The organism is Pseudomonas sp. M2 (assembly GCF_015751845.1).
GTDB lineage: Bacteria > Pseudomonadota > Gammaproteobacteria > Pseudomonadales > Pseudomonadaceae > Aquipseudomonas > Aquipseudomonas putida_E.
Genome location: NZ_JADOUD010000001.1, coordinates 1 through 25,004 on the forward strand (window position 1 = coordinate 1; position 25,004 = coordinate 25,004).

29 protein-coding genes are annotated in these 25,004 nt (G+C 58.6%); 1 reads left to right on the forward strand and 28 read right to left on the reverse strand.

The features are described from left to right. Positions 1-169: 169 nt before the first annotated feature. Complete coding sequence (locus IWW33_RS00005) at positions 170-835, forward strand: hypothetical protein (protein ID WP_196914117.1); 666 nt, start codon at positions 170-172, stop codon at positions 833-835. A 50-nt stretch (positions 836-885) separates the two neighbouring features. Here the strand turns inward: IWW33_RS00005 and IWW33_RS00010 are convergent, their stop codons facing one another. The 28 genes from IWW33_RS00010 to IWW33_RS00140 all read right to left on the reverse strand — a co-directional run bounded on the left by IWW33_RS00010 (position 886) and on the right by IWW33_RS00140 (position 24,790). Next, positions 886-1,986 carry an acyltransferase gene (locus IWW33_RS00010; protein WP_196914118.1) on the reverse strand — a complete coding sequence of 367 codons (1,101 nt, stop codon included), beginning with the start codon at positions 1,984-1,986 and terminating at the stop codon, positions 886-888. Between the two features lie 49 nt (positions 1,987-2,035). Next, positions 2,036-4,513, reverse strand: coding sequence for a hypothetical protein (locus IWW33_RS00015; protein ID WP_196914119.1), 2,478 nt, complete (start codon positions 4,511-4,513; stop codon positions 2,036-2,038). A 64-nt stretch (positions 4,514-4,577) separates the two neighbouring features. Next, positions 4,578-7,289, reverse strand: a complete 2,712-nt coding sequence (locus tag IWW33_RS00020) for a host specificity factor TipJ family phage tail protein (protein ID WP_196914120.1) — start codon at positions 7,287-7,289, stop codon at positions 4,578-4,580. Positions 7,290-7,690: 401 nt separating this feature from the next. Next, the gene (locus tag IWW33_RS00025) at positions 7,691-8,197 is read right to left on the reverse strand and encodes a DUF1833 family protein (protein ID WP_196914121.1); all 507 of its coding nucleotides are present in this window, start codon (positions 8,195-8,197) and stop codon (positions 7,691-7,693) included. Continuing rightward, positions 8,194-8,709 carry a transposase gene (locus IWW33_RS00030; RefSeq protein ID WP_196914122.1) on the reverse strand — a complete coding sequence of 172 codons (516 nt, stop codon included), beginning with the start codon at positions 8,707-8,709 and terminating at the stop codon, positions 8,194-8,196. The genes IWW33_RS00025 and IWW33_RS00030 overlap by 4 nt, the downstream gene beginning before the upstream one ends. Continuing rightward, the gene (locus IWW33_RS00035) at positions 8,706-11,744 is read right to left on the reverse strand and encodes a phage tail length tape measure family protein (protein WP_196914123.1); all 3,039 of its coding nucleotides are present in this window, start codon (positions 11,742-11,744) and stop codon (positions 8,706-8,708) included. The genes IWW33_RS00030 and IWW33_RS00035 overlap by 4 nt, the downstream gene beginning before the upstream one ends. Positions 11,745-11,801: 57 nt before the next feature. After that, a complete protein-coding gene (locus IWW33_RS00040) occupies positions 11,802-12,101 on the reverse strand; it encodes a hypothetical protein (RefSeq protein ID WP_196914124.1) in 300 nt (99 codons plus the stop codon). A 52-nt stretch (positions 12,102-12,153) separates the two neighbouring features. Further along, entirely contained in the window at positions 12,154-12,432 is a 279-nt protein-coding gene (locus IWW33_RS00045; protein WP_348635149.1) for a hypothetical protein, read from the reverse strand. 80 nt (positions 12,433-12,512) lie between these two features. Then, positions 12,513-12,956 (reverse strand): hypothetical protein, encoded by a 444-nt coding sequence (locus IWW33_RS00050; protein WP_196914125.1) that lies wholly within the window; start codon positions 12,954-12,956, stop codon positions 12,513-12,515. A 57-nt stretch (positions 12,957-13,013) separates the two neighbouring features. Then, positions 13,014-14,183, reverse strand: a complete 1,170-nt coding sequence (locus IWW33_RS00055) for a phage tail tube protein (protein ID WP_196914126.1) — start codon at positions 14,181-14,183, stop codon at positions 13,014-13,016. Positions 14,184-14,248: 65 nt separating this feature from the next. Further along, the gene (locus IWW33_RS00060; RefSeq protein ID WP_029886004.1) at positions 14,249-14,440 is read right to left on the reverse strand and encodes a hypothetical protein; all 192 of its coding nucleotides are present in this window, start codon (positions 14,438-14,440) and stop codon (positions 14,249-14,251) included. Then, the gene (locus tag IWW33_RS00065) at positions 14,440-14,847 is read right to left on the reverse strand and encodes a phage tail terminator-like protein (protein WP_196914127.1); all 408 of its coding nucleotides are present in this window, start codon (positions 14,845-14,847) and stop codon (positions 14,440-14,442) included. Before IWW33_RS00065 ends, IWW33_RS00060 begins: the two co-directional genes overlap by 1 nt. Then, positions 14,844-15,230, reverse strand: coding sequence for an HK97 gp10 family phage protein (locus IWW33_RS00070; RefSeq protein WP_196914128.1), 387 nt, complete (start codon positions 15,228-15,230; stop codon positions 14,844-14,846). Before IWW33_RS00070 ends, IWW33_RS00065 begins: the two co-directional genes overlap by 4 nt. A gap of 3 nt (positions 15,231-15,233) precedes the next feature. After that, a complete protein-coding gene (locus tag IWW33_RS00075; protein ID WP_196914129.1) occupies positions 15,234-15,617 on the reverse strand; it encodes a glutamate 5-kinase in 384 nt (127 codons plus the stop codon). Between the two features lies 1 nt (position 15,618). Further along, positions 15,619-15,990, reverse strand: a complete 372-nt coding sequence (locus IWW33_RS00080) for a hypothetical protein (protein ID WP_196914130.1) — start codon at positions 15,988-15,990, stop codon at positions 15,619-15,621. After that, complete coding sequence (locus IWW33_RS00085) at positions 15,990-16,307, reverse strand: hypothetical protein (protein ID WP_196914131.1); 318 nt, start codon at positions 16,305-16,307, stop codon at positions 15,990-15,992. Before IWW33_RS00085 ends, IWW33_RS00080 begins: the two co-directional genes overlap by 1 nt. A gap of 42 nt (positions 16,308-16,349) precedes the next feature. Further along, a complete protein-coding gene (locus IWW33_RS00090; RefSeq protein ID WP_196914132.1) occupies positions 16,350-17,318 on the reverse strand; it encodes a major capsid protein in 969 nt (322 codons plus the stop codon). 9 nt (positions 17,319-17,327) lie between these two features. Next, positions 17,328-18,074 carry a DUF6651 domain-containing protein gene (locus tag IWW33_RS00095; RefSeq protein WP_031688038.1) on the reverse strand — a complete coding sequence of 249 codons (747 nt, stop codon included), beginning with the start codon at positions 18,072-18,074 and terminating at the stop codon, positions 17,328-17,330. A 150-nt stretch (positions 18,075-18,224) separates the two neighbouring features. Beyond that, positions 18,225-19,301: a hypothetical protein gene (locus IWW33_RS00100; protein ID WP_196914133.1), complete on the reverse strand. Its 1,077-nt coding sequence runs from the start codon at positions 19,299-19,301 to the stop codon at positions 18,225-18,227. After that, on the reverse strand, positions 19,301-20,680 hold the full coding sequence (locus IWW33_RS00105; protein ID WP_196914134.1) for a DUF4055 domain-containing protein: 1,380 nt from the start codon (positions 20,678-20,680) through the stop codon (positions 19,301-19,303). Before IWW33_RS00105 ends, IWW33_RS00100 begins: the two co-directional genes overlap by 1 nt. A 2-nt stretch (positions 20,681-20,682) precedes the next feature. Continuing rightward, the gene (locus IWW33_RS00110) at positions 20,683-22,002 is read right to left on the reverse strand and encodes a terminase (RefSeq protein ID WP_196914135.1); all 1,320 of its coding nucleotides are present in this window, start codon (positions 22,000-22,002) and stop codon (positions 20,683-20,685) included. After that, positions 21,977-22,453 (reverse strand): DUF2280 domain-containing protein, encoded by a 477-nt coding sequence (locus tag IWW33_RS00115; protein WP_196914136.1) that lies wholly within the window; start codon positions 22,451-22,453, stop codon positions 21,977-21,979. Before IWW33_RS00115 ends, IWW33_RS00110 begins: the two co-directional genes overlap by 26 nt. Positions 22,454-22,484: 31 nt before the next feature. Next, on the reverse strand, positions 22,485-23,093 hold the full coding sequence (locus IWW33_RS00120) for a putative metallopeptidase (RefSeq protein ID WP_196914137.1): 609 nt from the start codon (positions 23,091-23,093) through the stop codon (positions 22,485-22,487). Then, positions 23,068-23,484, reverse strand: coding sequence for a proteasome subunit beta (locus IWW33_RS00125; protein ID WP_196914138.1), 417 nt, complete (start codon positions 23,482-23,484; stop codon positions 23,068-23,070). Before IWW33_RS00125 ends, IWW33_RS00120 begins: the two co-directional genes overlap by 26 nt. Next, entirely contained in the window at positions 23,481-23,606 is a 126-nt protein-coding gene (locus IWW33_RS26825) for a hypothetical protein (protein ID WP_264359317.1), read from the reverse strand. The genes IWW33_RS00125 and IWW33_RS26825 overlap by 4 nt, the downstream gene beginning before the upstream one ends. Before the next feature lie 54 nt (positions 23,607-23,660). Next, complete coding sequence (locus IWW33_RS00130) at positions 23,661-23,930, reverse strand: hypothetical protein (RefSeq protein ID WP_046787142.1); 270 nt, start codon at positions 23,928-23,930, stop codon at positions 23,661-23,663. Continuing rightward, positions 23,930-24,241: a hypothetical protein gene (locus tag IWW33_RS00135; RefSeq protein ID WP_054881780.1), complete on the reverse strand. Its 312-nt coding sequence runs from the start codon at positions 24,239-24,241 to the stop codon at positions 23,930-23,932. The genes IWW33_RS00130 and IWW33_RS00135 overlap by 1 nt, the downstream gene beginning before the upstream one ends. Before the next feature lie 153 nt (positions 24,242-24,394). Continuing rightward, positions 24,395-24,790 carry a GIY-YIG nuclease family protein gene (locus IWW33_RS00140; protein WP_170977600.1) on the reverse strand — a complete coding sequence of 132 codons (396 nt, stop codon included), beginning with the start codon at positions 24,788-24,790 and terminating at the stop codon, positions 24,395-24,397. Between the last annotated feature and the right edge of the window lie 214 nt (positions 24,791-25,004).

Sequence of the window (25,004 nt, forward strand, 5' to 3'; positions counted from 1 at the left end):
GATTGAAGTCGATGTTTCCTGGATTTCTATTGCGCACGCCTCGCGGTAAATGTTGACTCATTATTACCTCCAGAATGAAAATACTGTGATAGCCACTACAGGTGGTGCCTAACAAATAGACTTAATCATTTGAACTTGAACATTACAATCACAGACAAATAGGCAGGTTATGGATATAGATGATTTTCAAAAGTGCCTCTCATACCTGAGCACGAATAAAACAAAAAGCTTAGTGGATGAGCTAATACCATTAATTTATACGCTAGCGGGTGCAGCATTTGCCCACGGCATTTCTCTATATTCAAATGGCAAAAATGAAAAACGAACCATAAAAAACAAAGTAGAGTGTTGCTACGGTGAAGTTAATGAGATCGAAAAAAACATGAAGGAAATACTGTTAAATACAGTAAAGTTAATGCACGTATTACTCACGAAGGACGATAAGCTAGAGATATCACTACCAAGAAAAATTGGCTCCATGTACATCTCTGGGCTTTACAACGACATAGCTCACAAGTTCAGCGCACACCAAAGATCGGCGATACAGTCACTGATAAATAGGTCAAGCTACCTGAACGAATTTCTTACGCGAGGAGGTAATCCAAAAGACAATCAGTCCATGTACCGTTACAGCATTGACTTAGCCAACATGTATTATACCGCATCAGAGTCCATTCTTCTTTGCCAGAGCATAATCTCTGACAAATCTATTTCTGTCAGTATAGACAATGATTACATTAAATCATTAGGAGCAGATGAGGCTCATGCTGGTTCATGGGCACTCATAATGCACAACGCTAGCCACGGGAATAAAACACTCAATCTTCCAACATAGTTCAAATAACTGAAGCCAGCCATAAGCTGGCCTCAATATATCTAAGAAATTTATGCGACCTGTTTGCGTTTAATACGATCATTCAATTCGATTAGAGATATTCTTGAGCCTAGTTTTTGGCTTGGTTTCTCTACGTATCGATGAATAAGGTACGCTACGGCGCAGGTGATTCCAATTTGGATGACCAAAGCAAGGTAATTGTAAACGCCAGCATCTATCATTAATCGCATGGATACATATCCGAAGACGGCGTGCATCGCGTACATCGGGTAGCTGATATTAGCAAAGAAACCAACAAATCGGTTTTCCGTAAACGATTCCCTGGCCAGGTAGCATATTGAGAAAACAAGGAATGCCAGAACATAGCTTTCTCGAACAACAACAGGAGCTGCTAACACAAACAGAATCAAGGACAGCAATGTATATGCAAGCATTGCTTTCATGGAAATAATTTTTTTCATGACAAGATAGAACTGAGTCCCGATTGTCATGAACAAAATAAACTTAGCAGAATAAAGGAAGTTACTAGGCGGCATCCAGCCCTGAGGAAACTTAACTGCATAATACATTCCAGCCAAAGCAGCCGCCCCGGCCACAATAGCAACATAAGGCTTACCCTTCATGGTGAAAGATGCAAGAATAGCTGAGAGAATATAAAACTTAACCTCAACCTCAAGCGTCCAAACTATACCATCAAGAGAAAGGCCGCCAAACCAATCCCTAAAAAGAGTTACGTGCAAGAACAAATCTTTTGCAGTATAGCTATCCTGAATAGAGCTACCATCAAAAGATATCCACCGAAAAGCAATAGATATTGCAAAGCCGCACAAGTAAACAGGCCACAACCTGAAGAACCGCGCAATCATAAACCTGAACATCCCGAAGGAATGTTTCGAATATTTTTCCAACGAGAACGGAATTACGAAACCGCTAACAAGGAAAAAGAGAGCAACCCCGAATGTTCCGAATGCAAAATTCGATATCCCGAGATGCGCAAAAGGCATGAGCGCAGGAAAAACTGGCTCTGAAAGCTTCGTCATCCCGCCATATGCGCCCCGCAAACCATGAAAAACAAACACATAGTGGCCCAGCATGACCACCAGGCTGGCGATTCCTCGCAGCGAATTGGCGAATTCGATTCGTCCTGACACATTGATCTCCAGATAGATGCCGCCGTACGGGCGGCATCGTACCTGATTGTCACTGATTTGTGCTTGCAGCTTCCTCCAGCGCACGGATCCGCCGGTCGTACGCAGCCACCACGCCGGCCATCATGAACATTTTCAGTTCATCTACCCGGAACGAGTACAGGCTCCCCGCAGGCGTTACAACGCGACGAATCTCTGGAGTGATCAAGTCCCCCTGAATGACGTTACCTTGTTCGTCCTGAACCTCAGCGTAGACAGCAGGCGAAACCTCGACCTTCTCCTCCCACTCGTCATAGCAGATGAATCCATAGCTGAACGGATCCAGGCCGTGCGACTCCATGATCTCGATTGCTTTCTGGACGGTCATGCCGATGTGATCGCGGGCCTCAGCGCCTTTTTCCTCAACCGCATCGAGGAATTTGTAGGCACCAATCGCGCGGGACAGTTCATCACCGCACCGAAGCTCTTCATCAGTAAGGCCTCGCACCGGAGTCTTGTGGGTAGCATCTGACGTGCTGATGGTCCCCGTTCCGGCACGAACAACCTTCCACAGGTTTGTCACGCCGCCCAGGTCAGTAAGGTTGCTGTCGATAGGGCAGAAGACCTTACTTGCCCCGCCGCCGGTGTAAGCGAGGCTTACGCCCATGCGATTGCTCTCTGCCCCACCAAGCATGTCGCAAACAAACCATGTCGAGGATCCAATCAGCCGCTGAGTTCCGGTGTCGCTGATGCCATGAGAGAAGGATAAGCCAGACGTTACAAGTGACGGAGTGTACTGATACGAGTAGTTCGATATTTCTCGGACAGCCTCAAGAGTAGAACCAGCCTGCGAATAGTTGTGGTCATAGAGAGACCTATTGACCAGACCCTTTCTCAGCACTCGGTTTCCACCAACTTGCGTAACGTTGGTGTATGTGTTGTTTTCATCGCACACATAGCCGTTTCCTACTACCTCATAAGCCAGTGCCGCGTTTCGCATGCGATTTCCGCGACATATCACGACAGCATTATTGGAATAAACCAGCGCAGCCGTAAGTGAACTCGTCTCAAGGAAACAGCTCGCGATTACGATAGGTCCCATCTGGCGACCAGAAGTAGTAGCACCTTCACATCGAATCGTGTTTCCAGTGATCTGCTCGAAGTCAATGCCCGTGAGGTTAACGGGGCCGGAAGTGTTTCGTATAATTGCCCCTACCGCCACCTTCTCGATGAAGGTCCCAGAGCACGCAAGGCCGTTTATGTCACCATCGATTAGCAAACCTGCAATCGTCGGAGTTTTGTTATCGCCCCAGACCTTAGCGTGAGTCAGGTCAACCCCGTTACAGCCACTACCAAGCCATATGCCCCCTTCTCCCGGGCCAGTGATATAGCTGTGTACCTGGTTGCCCCAGCAGTAGAAGTACAGCCACACCCCCCATTTGGTGGCATCTCTGATCCTGCAGTTGATCTCGCAGTCGATATAGTTGTCGAGGAAAACACCAAATCCCGCGATCTCATCACAATCCAGCTCAATGCTCTTTTCAACAACGACACTGAATCGGCGCGAGCCGGAGACCGACTTAACCTTAAGTGCGTTGGTGGTGCCTGGAGTGTCAACAAAGTACAGCATAGGCGCAACTTCTAGCGTGCCGCCGCCATCAACATCGAAAACTACAGTGGAGAACGGCGCCTGCGCCCTGAGCACTGCCTTACCTTTCAAATGTAGGTTTTGGCACCCTCGGAGTGGCTTGTTGATTAGAAAAAAACCGCTCTTACCCAAGTCTACTGTGCCCGGCCCGCGCGCCCTCACCCAATCGAATGCAGCCTGGATGGCATCACTGCACTCCTGGCCTCGAATCGCACCCCATTGATACACATCGGAAGCTTCGAAATTTATCCGTATCCAGCGACCTGTGTCCTGTCCAGCTACCGCAAATGTGGTTGCGCCGTCGTCAGTTGCGGTGGAGGCTGCGTCCCAGTAAACGCCACCGCCGCCATATCCATTAAATGCAGCGTGATAGCCGACAAGTTGACATTGGTCCAAGTGATATCGGCCTGGGACCGTCCTTAGTTCCGCAACACTGTTGATTTGCCTTGTTGCCCGGCCAACCTCTGCTGCACCTTTCTCAGGATCAGTATGATTGCTCAGGTCTTGGCGAAGAATGTCATCAGAGTTGACTAGGCTGAAGTTACTTTGCTCGAGTGACCAGTTACCAGTGGTGGTGTACGGGAGTGTGGTCGTATTTGCTAGGCGATACGCATATCCATCCCGGACCGTGTACTGGCTACGACTGGTGAAGGTAAGGCCAGGCCCATAATCCCCAATCCAGATGAATGCCGATGACTCAAGAAACTCGTCAAACGCTGCTTCACGACCATCCTGGGCGTTCTGGAAGTCTTCATTCTGGCCGCTGATGGATAGGCGCTGTTTGCCAAGTCGATCAGTGACAAAAGGATCATCTCCGTTGACATATTTATCAAAAATAGGAGCATTGTCATACAGGTCGCGCGGGTCAGTAGAGCCAACCGGATTGCCGGTGTTATAAGCCATGTGTTTCTCCAAGGCACAAAAAAGCCCGCTCAGTGGCGGGCATGCTCGATAGGGTCCGGTCCGGTCAAGCCGGCGGGAAGTTGTCGTCGTCCAGGTAGACCCTGGCGTCGTAATTCACAGCGGTAACGTTGCAACTCACGGTGCCGCTCGGGTTGACCTCTTTGATGAGCGCGGGATAGCAGAACTTGGCCTTTGGCCCGAACTGGAGCACCGGTGCGTCCATGGCGCTATCCAGAACGGGTACAAAGTCCAGTTCAGGGATGGTCAAGCGGTAGTCATCGATGCGTGTCGCGACGTATGGGCCAGAAGCGCTGCCATCCCTGCGCCGGAGCGCAATCCAGTGCTCGCCGCCGGCCGACCAGTTGAATGGCTCAGACGACACCAGCATGTGGAGGCCGCCCAACTGCGCGTAGCCCTTGAGCATGGCGCTCTGGCCGTAGCCGGGCGTGGTGTCGCCCAGCAGCGCATAGTCCAGATACCCACTGTTCAGCGCGTCCAGTTCCGTGGAGAAGCTGTAGCGCTTGCGCTGGTAGACCTGCATACGGCGGCGGCGCATGCCGTATCGCCAGGCCCTGACTCTGTCGCTGATCCCTTCTACCTTGATCTTCTCTACCCGAAGGCCAAGGTCCCCATCAAGCCGGCAAGGCTCAGTCTCCACCTGCCAGGTGGTGCCATCCGTGTACTCAACATCGACGCCATCGAAATCATCCTCCGTGATGTGCTCTGCCTCTCGCTTGAGAGGCTTTGTCATCACCTGGGGGTTGTAGATGTGGTCGAAGTCGGGGCCGCGAGGCTCGTCACGCACCGGGCGGATAAGGCCCCGATCAATCGTCAGTTCGGCGAATCCAGCCTGAAGGGCCTCAATCATGCAGGCCTTCACGGTGCTCGCTGTGTCTATGGTCCGGTCGTAGTAATCGCCTCGGGCCGTCCAGATGGCCTGGAGGCGGTCCAGTTCATCCAGATCGATGTCTGAATCGCCATCCTCCACCGAATACCCCACGCTTTCAGCGATGTAGCCGATCCAGGCCGCGATATCGCGGGTTGCCTCAGGCGCAGTCCAGGCCCCGTCACGCCGAGTGCGCAGTTTGCGCGTGGCGATCACCGACACCTGGCTTTCCGACTGCGAGGCGATCCGGTTGCCGCCCTTGACTCGCAGGGCAAGCAGCGTGACTCCGGCATAGCTGGTCGGCGCTGGCAGGTTCGCCCGGAGGCCGTACCACTGGACGGTATTGGCGTCCTGGGTGCTGGTGGACTTCGCACCGATACGCCGCATCCGCACCTCTGGCCGGATGTCGCCGGGAATATCCATGTACTCAGTGAAACCCAGCTGGTCCAAGGTCATCTGGGTGTAGGTCTTCTTGAACGAGGTCCAGGCTCCGGCCAAGGTGATGTCTCGATACTGCATCTCGACGGTCACCGACAGGTTGTTCAGGTCGCCCTTCCCGCCAACATGCACGAGGCCCTGCGGGAAGAAGATGTCCCAAGCAATGCGGCTGGTGGTCGTGCCTGCCGGGCACGCCGGGAATGGCCCAGACCAGTCGCCCTCCTGGGTTGAACCGTCCAGCCTCAGAACAGCAGCAGAGGTGGTCAGAGCGTCATATCCGGGCCAGGTAGTGTCGTTCTCGCCATCCACATCCATCCGCTCAACCGAAATAGATGCAGTACTCGCGGCGGTGATCCGATAGCGCAGGCCACGGAAGCCAATGCCCATCACCAGGCCTGTTCCGAGAGCTAGGCCGGTTGCAGCTCCGCCATCTGCCCAGTCCAGGGTCATCTCGTCAGGTGCAGATCCTACGCCAGGCGTGTAGGTGGCCACGGTGTAGTTGCCGGCGTTTGCACCAACAATCTCGATTGGCATGCCAACGTAGGGCGCGATCTGGTCGAGATTTCCCCGAATGATGTCGCGTCCGGCTCCACCGTCGATGACGTCATATGGGTAACCGACCTCAATGCGCACGATCATCCCAGCAGCCCAGCCGGTGGGAAATTGTCCGGCGCCAGTGGGCACCGTGATGGTCTTGGCGGCGAACTGGTACGACTGAGCGGTGGGCACGGGAGTAACGGCATAGGTCGCCTTCAGCTCGATGCCTGCGGTCCCGGTCGAGGTGGCTCCGACCTCAGGCGCGGAATGCCACCACTTGGCAGCGGTCTCAGCGGAGAGGTTGGCGCCTGGCTCGTAAAGCGTGAAGTCTGCGTCATCGCCCAGTGAAATCACCGGTGTCTCGCCAATCAGGATGCTGTTGACCGGGATGTCGTAGCTGCCCTTCCCTACCACCAGCAGCATCTCGATCCACTGGGAGCGCGGGTCGTCGAAGTATCGGTTCGGCGGCAAGGCGTAATCTGGATATGGGCGCTGGCGTCCGGCGATCTCACGGATCACTGCGTTCAGCTTCACCTGGTTGCCCTTGACTGTGGCCAGGCCAAGGTCGTTTCCGCGCTTGGTGTTCCCGCCGCTGTTCAAGGAAGGCATCTTTGGCATCAGCGCGCCCAGCACCGCCTTGGCGCCAAACACCAGGGCCAGGGTGATCGAGAACGGATCGGTGCCCTTCGGTTCGCGGTATATCTCGACGCGATCTTCAGGGCCAAATTCGATGGTCGCCCACTGGGTCGGCAGGGCTCTGTCACCATTGACGAACACGCTCACCGGCAGCGCCGCTGGCTCGACCGACTCAGGCAGGCCATCGGATCGGAACCAGTCCAGCAGGCTCTGGCGCGATTCGACCGCCCGCACCTCTGCCGGCCCGGCAGCGAGCTTGTTTGGGTAGACTTCGATCATTCTCGGTCTCGGTAATAGATGACGGTGTTGTGGTCGCGCTCCCACTTGGCCAGCGGAATACACCGCGGCCCGCGCTTTGGGTTTATCTCCAGAACCTTAAGCCGACCGCCTGTATAGACCACTAAGGCGACATGGGCGCATATGTGCCCGTGCATGACTGCCGCAATAGCACCATGCTCCGGCCGGCACGACTCCATGTGCACGGCTTCGGCCCGATATGCCCGGGTGAACTCACGCGGATCGGTGTTTCGCACATGCCCCCAGCTTGGAAGCAACCGCTTGCCCAGGTGCACATGACGTGCCTCCCTGACTAGGCCCCAGCAATCGAACATTTCCGGACCGCGCGCGCCATCCTCATACCTGCAGGACAGGTACTTGTTGATCCATTCCATAGGGATGCCTCAGAGGTATTTCAGGCCCGGCACAAACCTGGTGGTGTAGAGGTCACGGGGCCACGCGGTGCCGATCAGGTCGAAGAACCCGCACTGCAGGGTGGCCTGGTTCTGCTCGAATGAATCGCTGTCGACCGACATGCGGTAGGGCTTCTCGCACGGGGCAGAGAGGTCGCTGGCGAGATAAACGCGGTAGGTCGCGGTTACCCTGGCATTGGCATCAAGAGCCTCGTCAGCACGCTGCATGACCTCGCCTGTGGTGTTGTCCACGCCGAATGCCAGCGCCTGGTTGCCTTTGTTGTTCTTCTGCGGGAGCGCGATGCCAATGTTGGCCGCGATGAAGGCCAGCAATCGACCATCTTCGGTCCCGCAGATCCTGTCCTTGAACCCGTTGCAGATCAGCACCGGCGCCGACCATGCCGGGCAGGTGATTTCCAGCGTTCGGACAAAGGCCTCCTTGCCTCCAGATGCCACCGCTTCCCGGTAGATCTGCTCAAGAATGGCGGAGTCGGTCATGGTTGAGGCCACTCCTGATTCACGCCGTAATCGAACGCATCCATGTGTATCTGGTACTGGCTAAGCGGCCACTCCCTGTTAACCGCCATATCGATGATGTTCATCATGAACCAGAACTGCGGGAAGTCCTCCCAGCCTGGCGGGATGAGGGAAGGCTCGCGCAGTTCAACGGTTGCAGAAAATTCCCAGCGGCTCACCTGCACCAGCTGAGTCTCTGCGGGCTTTCCGACAAATCGACACTCATAGTCCTTGAAGCCCTCTGGCAGCAGGAGCTTCATGACAAACCACTCGACCCCGTTATTCAGGGATCTTGCATACCATCCCCGAAAAAACGCAGCCTCATTCCTGCTGAAGTTCAGCTTGAAGCTGGGAAGTTCAGGTGTGAAATCGAAATTGACCCTCTGGCGAGCACGCCCTGATTCCATGGGAGTGCGCAACATAGGGTCAACCGGAGACCCGATGGTGTAGCTGTCCTGCAGTGGCAGCGGCAGTTCTTCTGGGTACCGAATCATGAGCCAACCCCTTGTAATGAGAATTTGCTACTCACGGCGTCATAAACCGGCCCATCACCCATGATGCTTGCCACAACAATCTGCACGATGTTCTGCCCATCTTCGCTGGTCGACTGGGACACCTTGCCGGCATTCGCCTTGTCCTCGATCAGGTTCACCGTGAGGCTCATGCCTGACTTTTGGGCCTGGGCGGTTTCGGTCCGATTACTGGCGTTGACCGAAAGGTTTTCACCCGAAAACGTAACGCGCTCGTTCGAGTTGATCGCCTCCAGCAGCTCCCGGTTGCGGGAGGTTGCCTTGGCGTTCACCACGAACTCGCCGTTACTCAGGCGTGCCGGAATGCTGTCAGAGGTGCCTGTCCCTGACCCGGAAACATAGCCACCGGTGGAGAAACCTTTGATCAGCGCGAAGGCAGCCAAAAGCGCCGTACCGCCGACCACTGCCGCCGCACCGAACGAGCCGATAGAGGCGACGAGCGCTGCCGGCAGCCATGCACTGGCGGTGGTGGCAGCCGCTGCGGTTTGAGCCGCCGTGGTGGTTGCCGTTGCCGCCAGGCTGGATGCCGTTGCGACACCATCCGCTGCGACCTTGGCCGTGGCCACGGCAGCCGCTCCGGTGGTTTCCGCCGCAGTAACCGCCCCCACCTGGGCGATCTGCTGGGCCGCCAGAGCTGCAGAGGTTTGCCCGAAAGCAACCTGAATGCCCTGGTTGATAAGCCATTGCGCGGCCATCTGGCCCAGGCCGTTGATTACGCCCCCGACCAAGCTTCGGGTGATGGTCGTTACCGACTCCCCGAAGGTCTGCCCATCCAAGGTCATCTTCTCGAAGGCGCTACCAACGCCGGTCGTGATGTTGCTGAACGCTCCGGTGAACAGCGATTGTGCCTGGCCTGCGACGTTGGTGGCTGTCACCTGGAAGTTCTGCAGTGCGGCCGTCCACCCGTTGATCGGGTTGAGCATGGCCTGATCCATCTGGGCCCAACCGGCCTGCTGTGCAGCAAGCTGTTTAGGCAGGAACTCATTGGTCAGGTCGATCTGCGCCTGCAAGTCCTGCCGCTGCTTCTCCGTCGTGGCGTTCGCCAGTTCGGTGCGCAGCTGCAGGATGCGGTCGTTGGTCTGCTGCTCAAGCTGTACGCGCTGCTGCAGTCGTTGCGTCTGCTGGTCGCCCATGCCGACACCGGCTGCTGCGATGCTGTACTCGCTCTGCTGGCCGGCTAGTTGCCGCTCAAGCTGCGCCCGGTACTGCTCGGCCTGGGTGAGGCCTTGGGCGCCCTTGATGGCGGCGGCGTAGTTGATCGATGCCTGGGCCAGTGCCTTGCCGTATTCTTCCTGGCTGATCTTGCCCTTGCTCAGCGCTAGGTCGAGCTGTCCCTGCTCCTTGGTCAGCGTGCGTGCTGCTTGGGCTGCAGGGTCGTACTGGTTGTACAGGCGGGCGAAGGTGGTCTCTGCCTCCGACACGCTCTTGTTTGCCCCCCTCGGCGTGCTCTTCTTGGCCTCGCGCTCCTTGATGTCGGCAATTTCTTTCTCAATGTTCTTGCGCGACTGGGCGTACTTCGCTTCCTCGGCGGCGGTGAAGACCCCGGCAGCTACGGCCTTTTCCCGAGCCTTATCGAGATCGGTGAGCTCTTTGTTCAGCCGCTGGGTTTGCGTCAGGGCGCTCTTGTAGCTCGAGTCCAGATCCTGAAGACCTTTCCGGCCCTCCTCCTGAATCCGTCGACGTTTTTCCTCTTCCTCAATGGTGGCTGCATTGGTCTTCTGGATGTCCTGGCGCTGCTTAAGCTCGGCCTGCAGGCTAGCAATGCGATCGCGCGCATCATTGTCCTCATAGGCCGTGTCCAGCGTGCTTTGCAGATAGGCAATCTTCTGCTGCAACTGAGTGATGGCCTTGCCTTCGCTCTCCACGCTCCTTCGCCCGATGCTGGCAAAGGCGTCAAGCACCTCGTTGGTGGCGTCCTTGATGTTCAGCCAGCCGCGCTCGATCAGCCCAAGATTCTCACGGATCTTCGACGTTCGCTGGCCCATGGCCTCGGCATAGGTGCGTTCTGCGAGGTCGGCTGCTGCTACCGCGTTGCCTTGATCTGACAGCGCCTTGATTTGGGCGTAGACCGAAGCGGTCAGGAAGCGATACTTCTCATCCAGCTCAACGATGCCGGCGACTGGGTCCTTGCCCAGCTTGATGAACTCGGCAACGGTATCTTCTACAGCCTTTCCGGTGACCCGCTGCATCTCTACGGCGGTCGTGGTGATCAACTTCAGGTTGCCGCTGGTGTTCGCCCCCGCAGAGGTGAGTTGCGCAAGCGCACCAGCTGCCTGGCCAAATGTCCCGGTCACCTGGTCAGCAGAGTCAGCCAGCGCAATCAGCTGAGCCTCAGATGCCTTTGAGAAGTTGCCGGTAAGGATGAGACTGTTGCGCAACGCATCCGTCTGCTCTGAGCCCTTGTAGTAGGCAAGGGCCAGCGCACCGGCGGCAGCCGCTGCAACAGTGAATGGGTTGACCAGGCCAAGGATGTACCCACCCAGCGCCTGCGCTGCTGGCCCGATTCCGCCAAACATATCCTTAAGCTGGCCGCCCTGCTGAAGAAGAACGGTCAGAGGGGCCTGGCCACCTTGCAGGCTGACTGCAATGTCAGTGAACTGGGCTGGAACGCCTCGCAGCGCAGCCTGATAGGCCTTTGCCGACATCCCGGCCTTGTTCATCGTCGCAGAGGATTCGCCGAGCGCATCACGCATGACATTGATGCGATCCGTGTACTCGACGAAGGTGTCGCTTTCGACGATTCCGGCCTTCTTCAGCTTGGCCAGCTTCTCCTGCATGTCGTCCAGGCGACCGAGGGCGGCAACGGTCGGATTGATCTGGCCGAGCAGCTGCGAAAGCTCTTTGCGCTGATCGTCCAAGCTGGAGGATACGCCATCAGCTGAAGCCGCCGCCGCATCCCCTGCGCGCGTCATATCCTGAAGCGACCCAGTCAGGTCGTCCGCATTGCGCTTGGCGCCCCGCGAGTCGATCGTTACCGCCAGGCGGGATTCCTGCGCCATGTCATTCTCCAGGCATAAAAAAACCCGCTCTAGGCGGGCTCTTTATCGATTCGTTGTTCAGTTGTGAGCGTCGTAGCACTCTCGGTACGCGGCGTTCTGGAATTCGGAGATGGCTGTGGCTCGTTCCTTCTGGTCATCGAACACTCGGACCTGGTAGGCCTTCATCACCATCTCCTCAGAAAACCTGCTGCCGTCGCCCACCGATCTGGTGGCATCCTTCAGTAGGTCGCCATCCTGACGCGCCTTCATGGCCTCGGCGGCCAGGTCTGAAATCTTCTCGCACTGATCCGGAGCCTTGGCGAATGATGCGCCGGCGGGCAGCAGGAAAAGAGCGGCAATCAGCAACATTCGGGTCATGACTTCCTCCAGAGGATTTGCCTGAATCTAACACAACCCTAATCTGGCAACCTCACCGCTTTTTCGGCTTGTTCTTGGCATCTGCGGCCTGTGCTTTCTCGTTCTGTTCGTCCCAGTGCTTGCGGAACTGGTCATCGAGGGCAAAGACGGCTGCGTCGAACTCTTCGCGGCATATCGCTGATGGGTAGCGGTCGAGGTATTCGGTGATGGCCGAAGGAGAGATTGGCGCCGGGGCTCCGACCATGCCGACGTACTGCCGTGACCGGCTGATGTATGCGTATGCCTCAAGGATCTCGGCGGTGACGCCGTCAATCTCGGGGGCATCAGGCACTCCAGAACCCAATCGCTCATGCTTCCAGCGTTTCTTCTCGTTGGCATCACCGGCCCAATCACGCCCCCACAGGTATGCCGCTACTGCTTTTCCACGGTGGACTGGGTCTTCTCCTCTACGCGGCGGGCGATGTCGTTGCCAGTGCGCAGGGCAAGGAAATAGACGCTGTTCATCTGCTTGATCAGCTGGACGCACAGTTCTGGGCTGTACGGGGCTGGCTCGCCCGGCTTTTCCTCGATGTCGACCCCCCTCCAGTCCTTGATCAGGTGCTTGGCCGCCAGCTCGATGAACAGGTCGTCATCGGTCTCAAGCTCGACATCTGGGATATCGGAAAGGCTGAATTCTGCGGTACCGACGCGTGCCTGCTGGTTGATCAGCGCCAGGTGGCGGTTGATCAGCGCCTGGTGGGATTTGTAGAGCGGGTTGGCGATCGAGCCGACGAGGATTTCGGCGCCCGGGGCGAACTCGACCCAGCGCTGACCGTTGATATCCAGTTCCGGCTTCTTTGCAATGGTGATGCCCATGGTATTCCTCTGCGGTAAAAGGCCCGACGCACACCGCAGGGCGCGCCGGGCAAATGGTTAAACGGTGACGGTCACATCGCAGGTGTCGGTCTTGGTGCCGTCTGCTGCGCTGGTCGCGGTGATGGTTGCGGTGCCGGCGGTCAGGCCGGTGACCAGGCCGGTCGGGCTAACGCTGGCGATGGCCGGCGCCGAGGTGGACCAGGTTACGAGCTGGCTCGCACCTACCGGGGTGACCACGGCTTCGATGTCGGCGGCTTCATCGACTGCAAGGCTCAGGGTGGCAGGGGTTACCTCCACCGCTGCAATGGCGATTGGCGCAGGCAGGCGGGTGATGGTTGGCGGCACGCGGCGAGCGGTGTAGCTCAGCTCCACCTGGATAATGTCAGTGGCGCCGCCGTCCGGCCAATCGCCGCTGACTTCCATCTCAGGGATGAAGAAGGTGTAGCCCCCGTCTGCGTTGCTCAGGGTGAACTCGAAGCTCACTGCGTCACCGGTCTGCTGCGCCTTCCAGTACTCGTAGGCGGTCTTGGACCAGCTCATGGTGATCGAGCCGCCAGGCACGAAGGTGGTCTGAATGATGTTGCCGGCGAACGGGTTGCCGTTGCCGATGCATCGCTGGGTCTGCGAGTTGTTGGCGAACTGCAGGTTGAAGGTGTCAACGCACGCGTTGTCGTCACCCAGTTGCACGCCGTTGATCTTCAGCCCGGTCACGTCCTTGAAGCCGTAGCGCCGCTGGTTTGCCTCGGGCGCAGGGCTGACGATGAACGAGGTGTTGTCGGCCTTGTCCTGCCACGAGGTGGCCATGAACGTGGTGGTGACGCTGATCTCGTTGTCGTTCGGGACCTCGATGTTGATCGTGTCAACCTGAGCGCCCCGGGCAATGCCCGCGATACCTACGTCAGCGTCATAGGCAGCGATGGAGAACGAGATTCGCTCGTTACCCATGGTCAGGGTATTGCCGACCCAGTTCGCACCGAAGCAGGAGGCCAGGAACTCGTCCAAGGCACCGTAGCGGAACTTGGTTTCGATATCGCCGCCAACGTCCACAGTCGTCTGGGCAGTACCCTGCGACATGCGGGTTTCGCCGATTTCGTTGTTCTCTTCGGTGTTGTAGGTGGGTACCAGGCCGAAGCTGACGCGGGTCAGCACGTTCCATGGGCCTGGCGGGGTAATCCCCGGCGTCACTTCGCGAATCCACGCGGTTGAGCGTTTTGCACCGCTACTCATGGGGTGTTTCTCCTATCGATAGGCGTAAAAAAACCGCCATGTGGCGGTGCAGGGTTTGCTTGTGGTCAGGCGGGAATGGTGCGGACCACGATGATCGGCAGCGGGTCGTCGTCAGGCCTGAATACGACCTCGTTGTGCTCGAGCAGCGGCTCGGTGTACTCAACGATCGATCCGTCTTCCTGAATGGCCCTGGTGGTGTGCGCAACAGCGCGGTCTACCACTTCGCCATTGAAGCGGACCTTCATGGTCTGGCTCATCAGTAGGCCCTGTAAGGAAGCGAGATGTTGACCTGATACCAGCCGTTACCTTCGTCACCAACCACGCTTGGCGATGCAGCGAAGAAGTCCAGCGGCCCTTCTGGCGCGCTGTAGTACTCAAAGTGCTGCACCAGCGTGTCGGCGGCCTTGGTAATAGCCAGGGTGCCTTTGTTGCTCGGCACGAACAGCTGAACGATGACAATGCCGGTGCGCCGAACGCTTGGGCCGTTGCCGACCTCTGGCGTACTGGATAGGCCAGGAACATCCGCAAGCCTGGCCCAGATTGGCTTGCCTGCTGGGCTGAATGGCCCCTGTGGGTTGTTCGGGTAGTCGATGGCATCGGCTGGAATCCCCGCCCACTGCTGCATGCGGCCGATGATGACGCCGCGGATCTGTTCGAAGGTCATGAGCTGTACTTCTGCGCGATGCTATTGAATGAAACGCCGTAGATACCGGCGGGAGCCTGCTTCGAGTGCCCGTCCTCAAGCGGCACCGCGTACACCAGATTGTTCTGGATAAACACCTGGGTGTACGGCTCCAGGCCAGTCATGACTGATAAGCCTCGAGCAAAGGTTTCGTCGCTCTGAGGATCAGCCGCCGCTGAAGCTGTGTAGACCGGAGCCCCAATGCTCACTATGTTGTTGCCTCGGAAACGCCCGGTTTTGACCGGTGATGCCAGCAGGATGAGCTGGAGTACCTCGACGGAGATCGTCCTGACCCTGATGGCAAGCTGTTCCTCGACCACGCCCGCGAACAGGCTCGGCGGCGTGCTCCAGCCTCGTCTGGCCATGGGTCACTTCCTCAGTTGCACGCGATAGGTGGCCGAGGCTGGGTCAGCCCGCACCGATTTGACCAGGTAGACCACCTGCTTGGTGCGGTCCATCAGGTCGGGGGCCGTAATTTTGTGCCCGACATCCGGGGTATCGGTGACCTCGTTGGCCAGCGCGGTGAGGCGCAGATCACCCACGAGGATGTTGATGTTGTCGATCCGGGTGTCTTTGTAGCGCGAAAGCACGCCACGGCCTGAGTAGGTGACCGGCTGGGCTGTCGTGGTTTCGTTGACCGGATCCCACACGCCTGGCCCCATGTACTCGCCGGTGAAGGCCAGCACTGCGTCGGCCAGGTCCGTATTGAACGCCTGGGCCAGGTCGGCCTGCAGCTCATCGCGAAGTCCCATATCAGCCCCTCACGATCTTGGTCTGGCCGCTGTTTTTCAGGTAGGGCGCCAGCAGCGCCAGGGCGAACGACTCACCAGCGCTGATGGTGCGGGACGACTCGGCGTAGGTCTTGCTGCTGGATACGCCGTCAGCATCCACCGACTTGCTCAGCACGCCGGTTTCCTTGCTGCCGTAGATGTTGCCCGCCGCAGCCTCTCGGGCAATCTCTGCGCCGGCCTGAATGACGTCATCCGGTACCGGATCGAACTCAGGCAGGCCGAGATTGGTAAGCCAGGTGTTGGCCATCAGCACCGCCCGGGCCTTCTGGTCGTCGGGCGCCCAGGTAGGCCCAAGCAGGGCGTCTACCTGCTCGACGGTGATGTAAGTGGTCATTACTTGGCCTCGTCCAGCAGCTTCTGCAGGTCTTCCAGGCTGGCGTCAGCGGGAAACTCGACGCCCTTACCTTTCAGCGCGACCTGCAGCTTTTCCTTGGCTTCAGCCTCTTTGGCTTTGGCCTCGGCTTCTTCGGCAGCCTTTTTGGCAGCTGCCGAATTTGCGCCCTTGCCGCCCTTGGCAGCCTTGATCGGCTCCGGGTGCTCGTAGTCAGCCGGCGCGAACTTGGCGTCAATGATCTTGTAGCCCTTCTGGCGCAGCTCGGCTTTGCGCTCGGCGCTGACCGGGTGTTGCTCGTAAACCACTTTCTCGCTCATGGCGATCTCCTGAGGAATGCGCCCCGAAGGGCGCTATGCCGATTACTGCGCGGCGTCACCGATGGTCATTACGCCAGCCGAGGCCTTGATGCTGTTGGCCACCAGATCCCAGTTGGTCCCGGTGGACAGCTCGGCGTTGGTCGGCGACTTGCCGCCGTTGGCGGTGTCCCAGGTGTAGCCCTTGAGGCCCAGGCCGAAGGTGTAGTCGGCCTGCATGGTGGTCTCGATCCGCTCCTTGCCGTTGGAGGTTTCGATGTTGGTGATCAGGTCGGAGCCGTCCATCACCACCGCTGCGCCATCGGCCAGGCTCAGCACCTTCTCCTTGTTCGGGGTGCCAGCCTCGTACAGCGCGGCAGCGTCAGTGACGATGACCGCCTTGCCGAGAATGTCGACCACCTGGACGCCCGAGAAGGTGAATAGGCGCTCAGCGTTGGCCAGGTTCTGCCCCATCAGCTTGTGATACATGGCACCGGTCATGACCTGAGCCACCAGGCGCTGGGACGCGTCACCGAACAGAGCGTGGGCGTTGTTGATGCCAACGTAGGTGATGCCGGCGGTGGCAGATACGTCGTTCACCGCTGCCGACTGGTTACCGATGGCCGCGACCAGGGCTGCGATGGCGGTGTTCAGCTGGTCCGACATGATCGACTCGGACAGGTTGCGGCTGATGACCTCCAGCGCCTCCTCCGGGTTCTTCTGCACCCAGGAAAGCTGTGCGGGCTCCCAGATGATCGGGCCGAAGCCACCGGCGATCTTCACCGCGTCATACTGCTTCTGAGCCAGCGGGGTCGAGGACTGGGCGCCGTTCGCGGCATAGCGGTCAACACGGCGCTGAGCGCTATGCAGGCCAGCCCAGAACGATTCCTGCAGGAAGTCACCGTCGATACCTTGGGTGGTAAGACGGATCGAGCCGGCAGACGCGGCGTTGAACTTCTCAACGTCCTGCTGCAGGGTCTCGATGGTGGTTTGCTTGAGGTATTCGTTGAATACCTTCATGTTCGAAAGTGCCATGTTGGCTCCTTAAGCGTCTGCGGTCATGGCCTTGATGGCTTCCAGGCGCGCTGCCTTGTCACCGCCGAGGCTTCCCTTGGTTTGGGGCTTTTGACCATTGGTCGTGTGGGCGCCTGTGCCTTGAGCACCGGTGCCCTTGAGGATGTGATCGCGGTGCGGGTACTGCGAGACGAGCGTTTCGAGCGCTTCGTTGAAGTCGGCCAGCTCACCTGGGCGGGAGCGACTGAAGACCTTCTGGCCTTGAGCGTCATAAGCGACGACCTTGCCTTCCTCGATCTTGAAGTTACTGCCGAAGGTGGCCTGCACCATGTCTGCCGGGACAGCCATTTTCTCGGCAATGAACTGCGAACGGGCGAAGCTGCCACCGATCTTCTCGGCGTACAGTTGCTGCTCGAAGGTCTGAGCCTTGGTGTTGGCTTCGTCCAGCTGGGTCTGGAAGGCCTTGCTGATTTCACCCTTCACCTTCTCGATCTCGCCGGCATCCACCAGCTTCTTGGCGTCGAGGTTGGCGACGATTTCCAGCGCCTTCTTGGCGGCGGCAGCATCTTCGATGCCTTCAAATGCCTTGGCCGTCTTCTCCAGGCCATCAGCGCGCTCTCGGTGCGACTTGGCTTCGGCGTTCAGCCGAGTGATTGTGCTGCGGGTGCCCACAGCATCGAAGGCGACCTCCTTGCCATCGTCCTCGACATAGACGGGCTTGCCGTCTTCGATCACTGCGTACTGCTTGCCATCCACTTCAACGGTTTTGAGTTTCATCTCGTCTCTCTGGGCCATCCGGCCTGCTGATGAGCCATCCGGCCCTATTGCGCCCCGTCCATCCGAACCGCAGGCAGAAAAAAGCCCCGCACTGGGCGAGGCCTGCATTGCGCGCCACAAAACGCGATGCTCGTATTTTGTGGCGCGGAATTACTTGAGTCGTTCGCGCAGCTGGTCGAGCGTCAGGAATTTCCCGCGCTCGTTGTAGAAGTCTTCCAGCTTCAGCTTGTCCTGGCGCAGCATCTTCCCGCGCTCAGGCCCGAGGATCTCGTCCTGGCGGGCTGCGGGCTGGCGAGCAAGCCATTGCGCGTAGGTGGTCTGCTGTGGAACTTGGCCATCCATGCTTGCCCGCGTAGCCGCGTCACTGATCCCCAGCGCCTGGGCGCTCTTGAGTATCGGGATCTTGGTGGACCGGCAGCAGAAGTGAATGCGCCCCGGGCCAGCCAGCCATGGGATCTTGTGCCCAATTGGCTGGTAGGTGCCCAGCGTGTACGGCAGGCGGTCACGGATTCGGCAGGTTGTCGATGTCCGGCTGTCCAGCGTACTCAGCCACTCAACATGGCTGATGATGTCGCTATTGGCCTCGAACGCCTTGTCGCTGGCAGTCTCTGCGGTGTGCGATACAGCGGACCTTACTACGGACTCCACTTCGCGGCGTGGCCGCTGCAAGAGGCCGTCCGCGTACTTCTCGGCCCTGGTGCCCATTATCGTTCGCACGATCTCAGCTGTGGTCTGTCCGTTTACCACGCCAGCGCGCACAGCGTTGCGTATGAGCGCCTTTCGGTCCGCCTCGATGCCGTCCATCCATTCGGAAAGCAATCGCCCCTGGAATGGCCTGGCTGCGGCCTGCGCCCTCACCTGGCTGAACTGTGCGACCTGGATTGGGAACCCGGCCTGCACCAGGGCTGGCACGATCGATTCGAACAGGTTCAGCTGGAACGCGATCTCGTAGGTGGCTACGCCATCAGTGAGCGCATTCATAGCCTGGCGAACCTGGGCGAAGGTGTCGCTGTTCAGCTGGTTGACCCGGAACAGCGCGGCATCCACGGCCGAAGCGCTCAGGTCTGTACCCAGCGCCTCGATGGCAGACACCAACGCCGCACGCAGCTCAGCGTCGTTACCGTTCAGGATCTTGATGATCGCGACGACTTGGGCATTGCTTAACCTGGACAGGTCGACCTCATGCCCAATCAGCTCGTCAATCAGCTGCTCGTTTGCTGTCTTCATCAGATCGCCCCGAGGGCTGGGCCTTGGGATTCAATCTTGGCCAGCTCTTTCTCCCAGTCGTATTCGTCGCTGATCACGCCACGGCGCTGCATCTCAGCGAACAGCGTCTCTTTCGATAGCATTCCGGCGTTGGCCATGGATACCAGAGTTGGAAGCGAAACCTCAGGCATGTAGTCAACGTCGAAGTTTCCGCGCATCTCGACGGTACCGCCCTCACCTTGGCCACGGTAATCAGCCATGAACTGGAGCAGCTGCCCCAGGCAATCACCGAACTGGTGAGCCATGCGGGCCAGCGGCGAAAGCTCCTGAGCAGCTTCTTCCTCGGCCTGTGTCGCGGTCTTGGTCGCAGACTTGTCCGGGGTCAGCAGCTTGGCACCTGCCATCCGCATCTCATCCAGCAAGTCCTGTAGCGCGGTGCGCCCGGCCTCTACAGCCTTGCCCGTGTGTTCCACATACTTGAGGTCGCCATCTTTCGGCAGATCGGTAAGTGATCCGGTGCCAACCTTGAACTCTGGCGGAATGAACTTCCCCTGGCTGTCGTACTGGGCCTGAATGCCGATACGCACCAGAATCGGCACGCGAATGACATGCAGGATGTTGTCCTGGTCGCTCTGGCTCTGCCAGTGCTTCACGTTCAGGTGGGCCAGCTCGAGCAGCGGTGGCTTGGCAGTCATGAAACCGGTGCGGCCGGTGTAGAACGTCACCCATGGGATGTACGTCAGGCTGGTGACGCCCTCGTCATGAACTGCCCAGGTGCCACCCTTGCTTGGGGCTCGGTAGATTCTCCACAGCCCTGGCTCAAGTACGCGGATCTGCAAGACGACATCAACGCCGAACTCGCCATCCTCTTCCTCGATCGCCTCAATGTAGCGAATGTGGGTCAGCACCCCGCCCTTTGCCTTCCACCCGAGAACCTGCTCAGGCTTGACCATGACAGCATATGGGCGGACGCCCGCGGCTTTCTCTTCCGCCATGGTGCGGCCGGCTTCGGAGGCTGGATGATCAACGAACGCGTGGCACAGGCCGTGGCTCAAGCCATTCCGGAAGAACTCCACCGACCAGTTGTTCAGGTCGTTTCCGGCCAGGTCTATGTCCGTTGCCATCTCCGCAATCTCGGCCGGAACGTCGTCGCCCAGCTGCAGCGGCTCCGCAAACACCCGAGAGGTCATGTTGCCGACCGTCTCAGAGTACGCGGGCAGCAAGGTGGACTGGGCAAGGCGAGACTTGTAGATCTCATCATCTTCTGCTGGGTATTTCGGCAGCAGCGCCTGGCCAGCAGCGCGCATGGCCATGGTCCCGCCCATGAGCGGAGAGATCACCGCCCAGTATCGGCGCATCTCGTCGACAGCTGGCAGGGTGAAGCTCGGGTTATCGCTCATGTTCACATTCTCAGGGGTTGGCTGGTGGTCATGTCCACGTTGATCGGGTAGCGCTTGGCGATGAAGTAGCCGGCGGCGTCGTTCATGTGGTCATGGCCCTTTTTCGGGTCCTTGTCGGGCTCGCCATGCTTGTCGTAGGTCTGCCGCTCCAGGCACAACGTCAGCTGTGGGCACTGGTCCATGTTGACCTTAAGCCGGCGCTCGCCGTAGCTGTTCAGCAGCATGGCGTTGACCGAGTTCACCCGGTCTTTGACGCTCGGGTTATGGGTATCCACGATCACCGTGAATCCAGCCTTGCGCAGCAAGGAAAGGTCGGATTCGCTGGCGTTCTTGCTGCTTGTGTTCTGGCCACTGGCGTCGGGATAGACCGCTATGCCGTGGCCGGGGAACCTGGCCTTGATCTTCTCGATCATCTCCGGCGTATCTCGCACCGAGTGGAACTCATCCAGGGCCAGGGGCAGACCATCGCGGACGACATAGACCACCGCAGCCATCTTCATGACGTTGAAGTCCATACCGATGTGCAGGGCCTCGCCCGGCTTGATTCGCTCGCTGGTGCGGCTCTCGCTGCGGCTGAAGGTGTAGTAAACGACCCCGGCATAGTTCTCGAAGCTGGCTTCGTACTCTTGCCGGAACGTGCGCGGGTCCATCTTCCGCCGCGCGGCATCCAGCTCCTCAGCCGGGACGTTGCCGCCCTGCAGCGAGGTGTAGAGCCAGCTCTTGTGGTCAGGCTCGCCGTCTGGCCGCCCATCGCGGTACGTGTCGAAACAGTGGTTGAAGCCCTTCGGGGTGCCGATCCGCAGCGCATGGCCGCCCTTGCACTTGCCGACACCAGGTATCACGTACTCGCACGTCGAAAGCATCGGGCGCAGGACTTCTTCCCAGGCCGCCCACTTGCAGTCCGCCCATTCATCCACCAGAACGAAGAACAGGCCGGAGCCGCGCAGGTCGTCGTAGTTCTCCAGGCCCACGCAGCGGATCAGGTGACCGCTCTTAAGCGTGATCAGCATGTCTGACTCGTTCGGCTTGCAGTCCCGCCACTCTCGGGGGATAGCCTGCTTCAGTCGGCGCCAGAACACCCGGCGGGCCTGCTTCTGTGTGGGAGCGGCGTACCAGATCTCATCCTCTACGCTCACGCCCCACTCAGCAGCCAGCCTGGCCGCACGGCGCATCTCAGCCTTGCCGAGGAAGGTCTTGCCGAACCGGCGACCGCACACCGCGTCACGGAAGCGTGCGTTACGCTGGAAGCCCCACACGTAGATGTTCGCCTGCTTGGGCGTCAGCTTGACCGGCGCCTCATAGGTACGGGGTAGCGGGGACATTCTCATCAGGCTCCAGCTTGTACTCAGCAACGGCGTGCTGCTGGTCCGCCTGGGAGCCCAGGGGCTTTTCGGGTTCGAGTTTGCGGTTCACATACACATCACCGACCTCTTTGGCCGCCTGCTCCAGCAACTGGGCGGTCAGGGCCATGTTCTTCATGGACTCGGCTTTCTCGGCCATCCTGCCTAGCGCACGGAGACGGTAGGCACGATGCGCAATGGGGATGTCGGCCGTCTCGGCTGTGAACCGCTCCCGACATGCATGGAACATGTCCGCCCAACGCTTGGCCAAGCCGCGCCCGGCGTACTTGGTTGGGTCATGCCCCTCGCACACCTGGCGACTGACATCTACCCCAAATTCTTTCTTGACGGCCTCCACCACCTGGGACGGTGTATCGAAGCAGGCCAGAGCCTGAACAATGAAGGCTTTGACCTCGCTTCGTAGTGCTGCCATGTGAATGTCATCCGTCAGGACCTGTCAGGATTCAGGCCGACTTGAGCAGGCAGGTTCCACAGGCCCTCGAAATGTTGATCTTGGCCACCTCAGGCGGCCGGCTTGCAGCGTCGATCAGCTGCTGTACGTCTTCGCTGGCACCGTAGCGCCTGACCACCCCAACGAACTCTTCTACGTCATGTCCGCGCAGGTAGAGCTTCGGTAGCCCTTCCTGGGTGAACTTCGGTGCACCGTGCTCGTCCTCGGATTGGCCGATGTGGTACAGCTCATGCTCGACCAAGGCGCAGAACTCAGCCTCGCTGCACTGAGCGCAGTAGTCACCGGCCAGGGTGATGAGGAACTCAGGCTCCTCGCCGAACCAGGCGCGCATCTGCTGCTCTTGGCGCGCCTTCTGCCATCCTCCAGCACGGATCATCAGCTGTTCGGCTTGACCCAGCACTGAGCGCCCCTTCTTGTTGAAGGAAGACGATGCCCACAGCACGCCGACACTCGCATCGATGAGGTGCGCATGCTCGGGGTTATGGATGCTGCCGGTGTCCGCCAGAATCTCACTCTGTATCCACTCCCAGACTTCAGGTGCCGGGCCCAAGATCAGGAATGGCGAATCAAGCAGATCAGCTGGAGGTAGTGGCCTGGCCATGCTGATCAATCCTCAGGGTTCTGATTGTCCCGCCAGTGCTTGTATCGCGCCTTGCCGCCATCTCGACGGCCTTCTCGGCAGATGCGCCCATGTCCATCGCAGCGAATGCGTATGGCGTTCCGCTTCCGATGGCATACGGTCGGTCACGCAAAACTGGTGACTTCCACAGCCCCGTGGCGTCATCAACGGCGACCATCATCAGGCTTTCGCCATCAAGGACGAGCGCCGTTGCGTCGATGTTTCCATCTGGCTTGGCGCCGAAGTACGTATCAACCAGGCGCTGGAAGTCGGGCACGGCGCCCGAACAGAAGAACTTTACGCCGCCCTGCTCGATGCACTTCTCATAGTCGTCGTAGGCGATTACGCCGTCCTTGTAGGCGATGGTGGTCATGCCAGCACCACGCGGAAATGCGAGAAGACCCAGATCAGGCCTTCAATGAATGCCCAGCCGGCTACGGCACAAATCAGGCCCAGCATGATGAAAGCGCCGGTCATGTCAGGAAGCTGGCCCATCTGGGAATCTCCATGGTGGCGCCACGAAACGGCGCATCTAGATTTTGTGGCGCCCTACCCCGGCTGAAACACATGGCCGCGCCGGGCTACCGCATACAGGACAATGCCCAGCTTGAGGATCACGCCGTACAGGGTGGGAACATGGCCGCTCATGGCAAGGACGAACGATCCAAACGCGCCGATGGCCACCAGGTAGAACGCGACAGCCAGCAATGGGTAATCCATGGGTCGTATCCGGCGCAGGTAGTCGCACGCAGCGATTACCACCAACACGCTCAGGAAGGCATTGGCGCCGATCAGGGTTGAAATCAGGGTCGAGCTCATCAGGTAGCTCCTTTGGCTCCGAACGACCCCACGAGCGACTTCAGCACCGGGATGATGTTCATTGCCAGAAGGCCTATCAGAAAGGCCACGCCGTATTGGGCTTCTCCGCCTGCCTCAAGCTTGAAGTAAGTGATGGCGAGCGGGGTGCAAAAGATCGCTGAAGCGAAGCCGGTGAAGAAGGCCGCGACTGCCTGGCCCCTGGTGAGACCTCGCAGGAAGGTCAGCGAGAGGATCGCTCCTGCGAAGCCGCCAATGATCACGCCGTACTTCACCAGCAGGACGCCGGCAGTCGTGCTTGCTGGTTCGGCCATGAATGGTTCCTAGAAGAAGGCCCGGCAAGACCCTATTGAGGGACCGGGCAAACGTGCGGAGCAGCACATAACGAAATTGGAGCAGATACGGGAAATCGAACCCCGATCGTCAGCTTGGAGGGCTGTCTAGCGACCTGCGCTACCCGCGATTTACTACGCAGCGCTTCTGCACTTGCGCTTGATCTTGATATTCGGGGTCAGGTCAGGCTTATTCGGACTCGGCTGCTTGACTGACGCGTGATACTTGTCGAGAAAGGCCATCGCTTGGTTTGGCCCAGACCGAAGCGCCTCAATCATCTCCTTGATGATTGGATGCCTCCCTGGGTACCACTCATTTCCTGGAATGCCGATCCGAATCCTCAGCATTGCCGCTGCCATTGCAGCGTGGAGCGCCTGCTCCTGGCGCAAGGTGCCATCCACGCAAAAAACCGGATTGATCTGATGAGGGTTTCCAGTCTGGAGCTGCGAAATCCTAACGCTCACATCGTCATTTGCCGAATACCCGATCTTGATGAATCGGAAATTCTCCACCTCTACCAAGTAGATCAAATTCCCCTCTCCATACTTTTGCAGGCAGGCCGTGCCATGAGGCCTGCCCTGGCTGCAGTTGCGTTTCTTGCTGGAACAAAAATCCCGGCGCTTGACCGGGACTCTTGAGGCCCTCATGGGGCCAATAAAAAACCCGGCACTTGGCCGGGCTCTTTGGTGTCACTCCTAAACGCGCAGGAATGACAGGATGGGCGCATATTGGCTCATTGGCTCA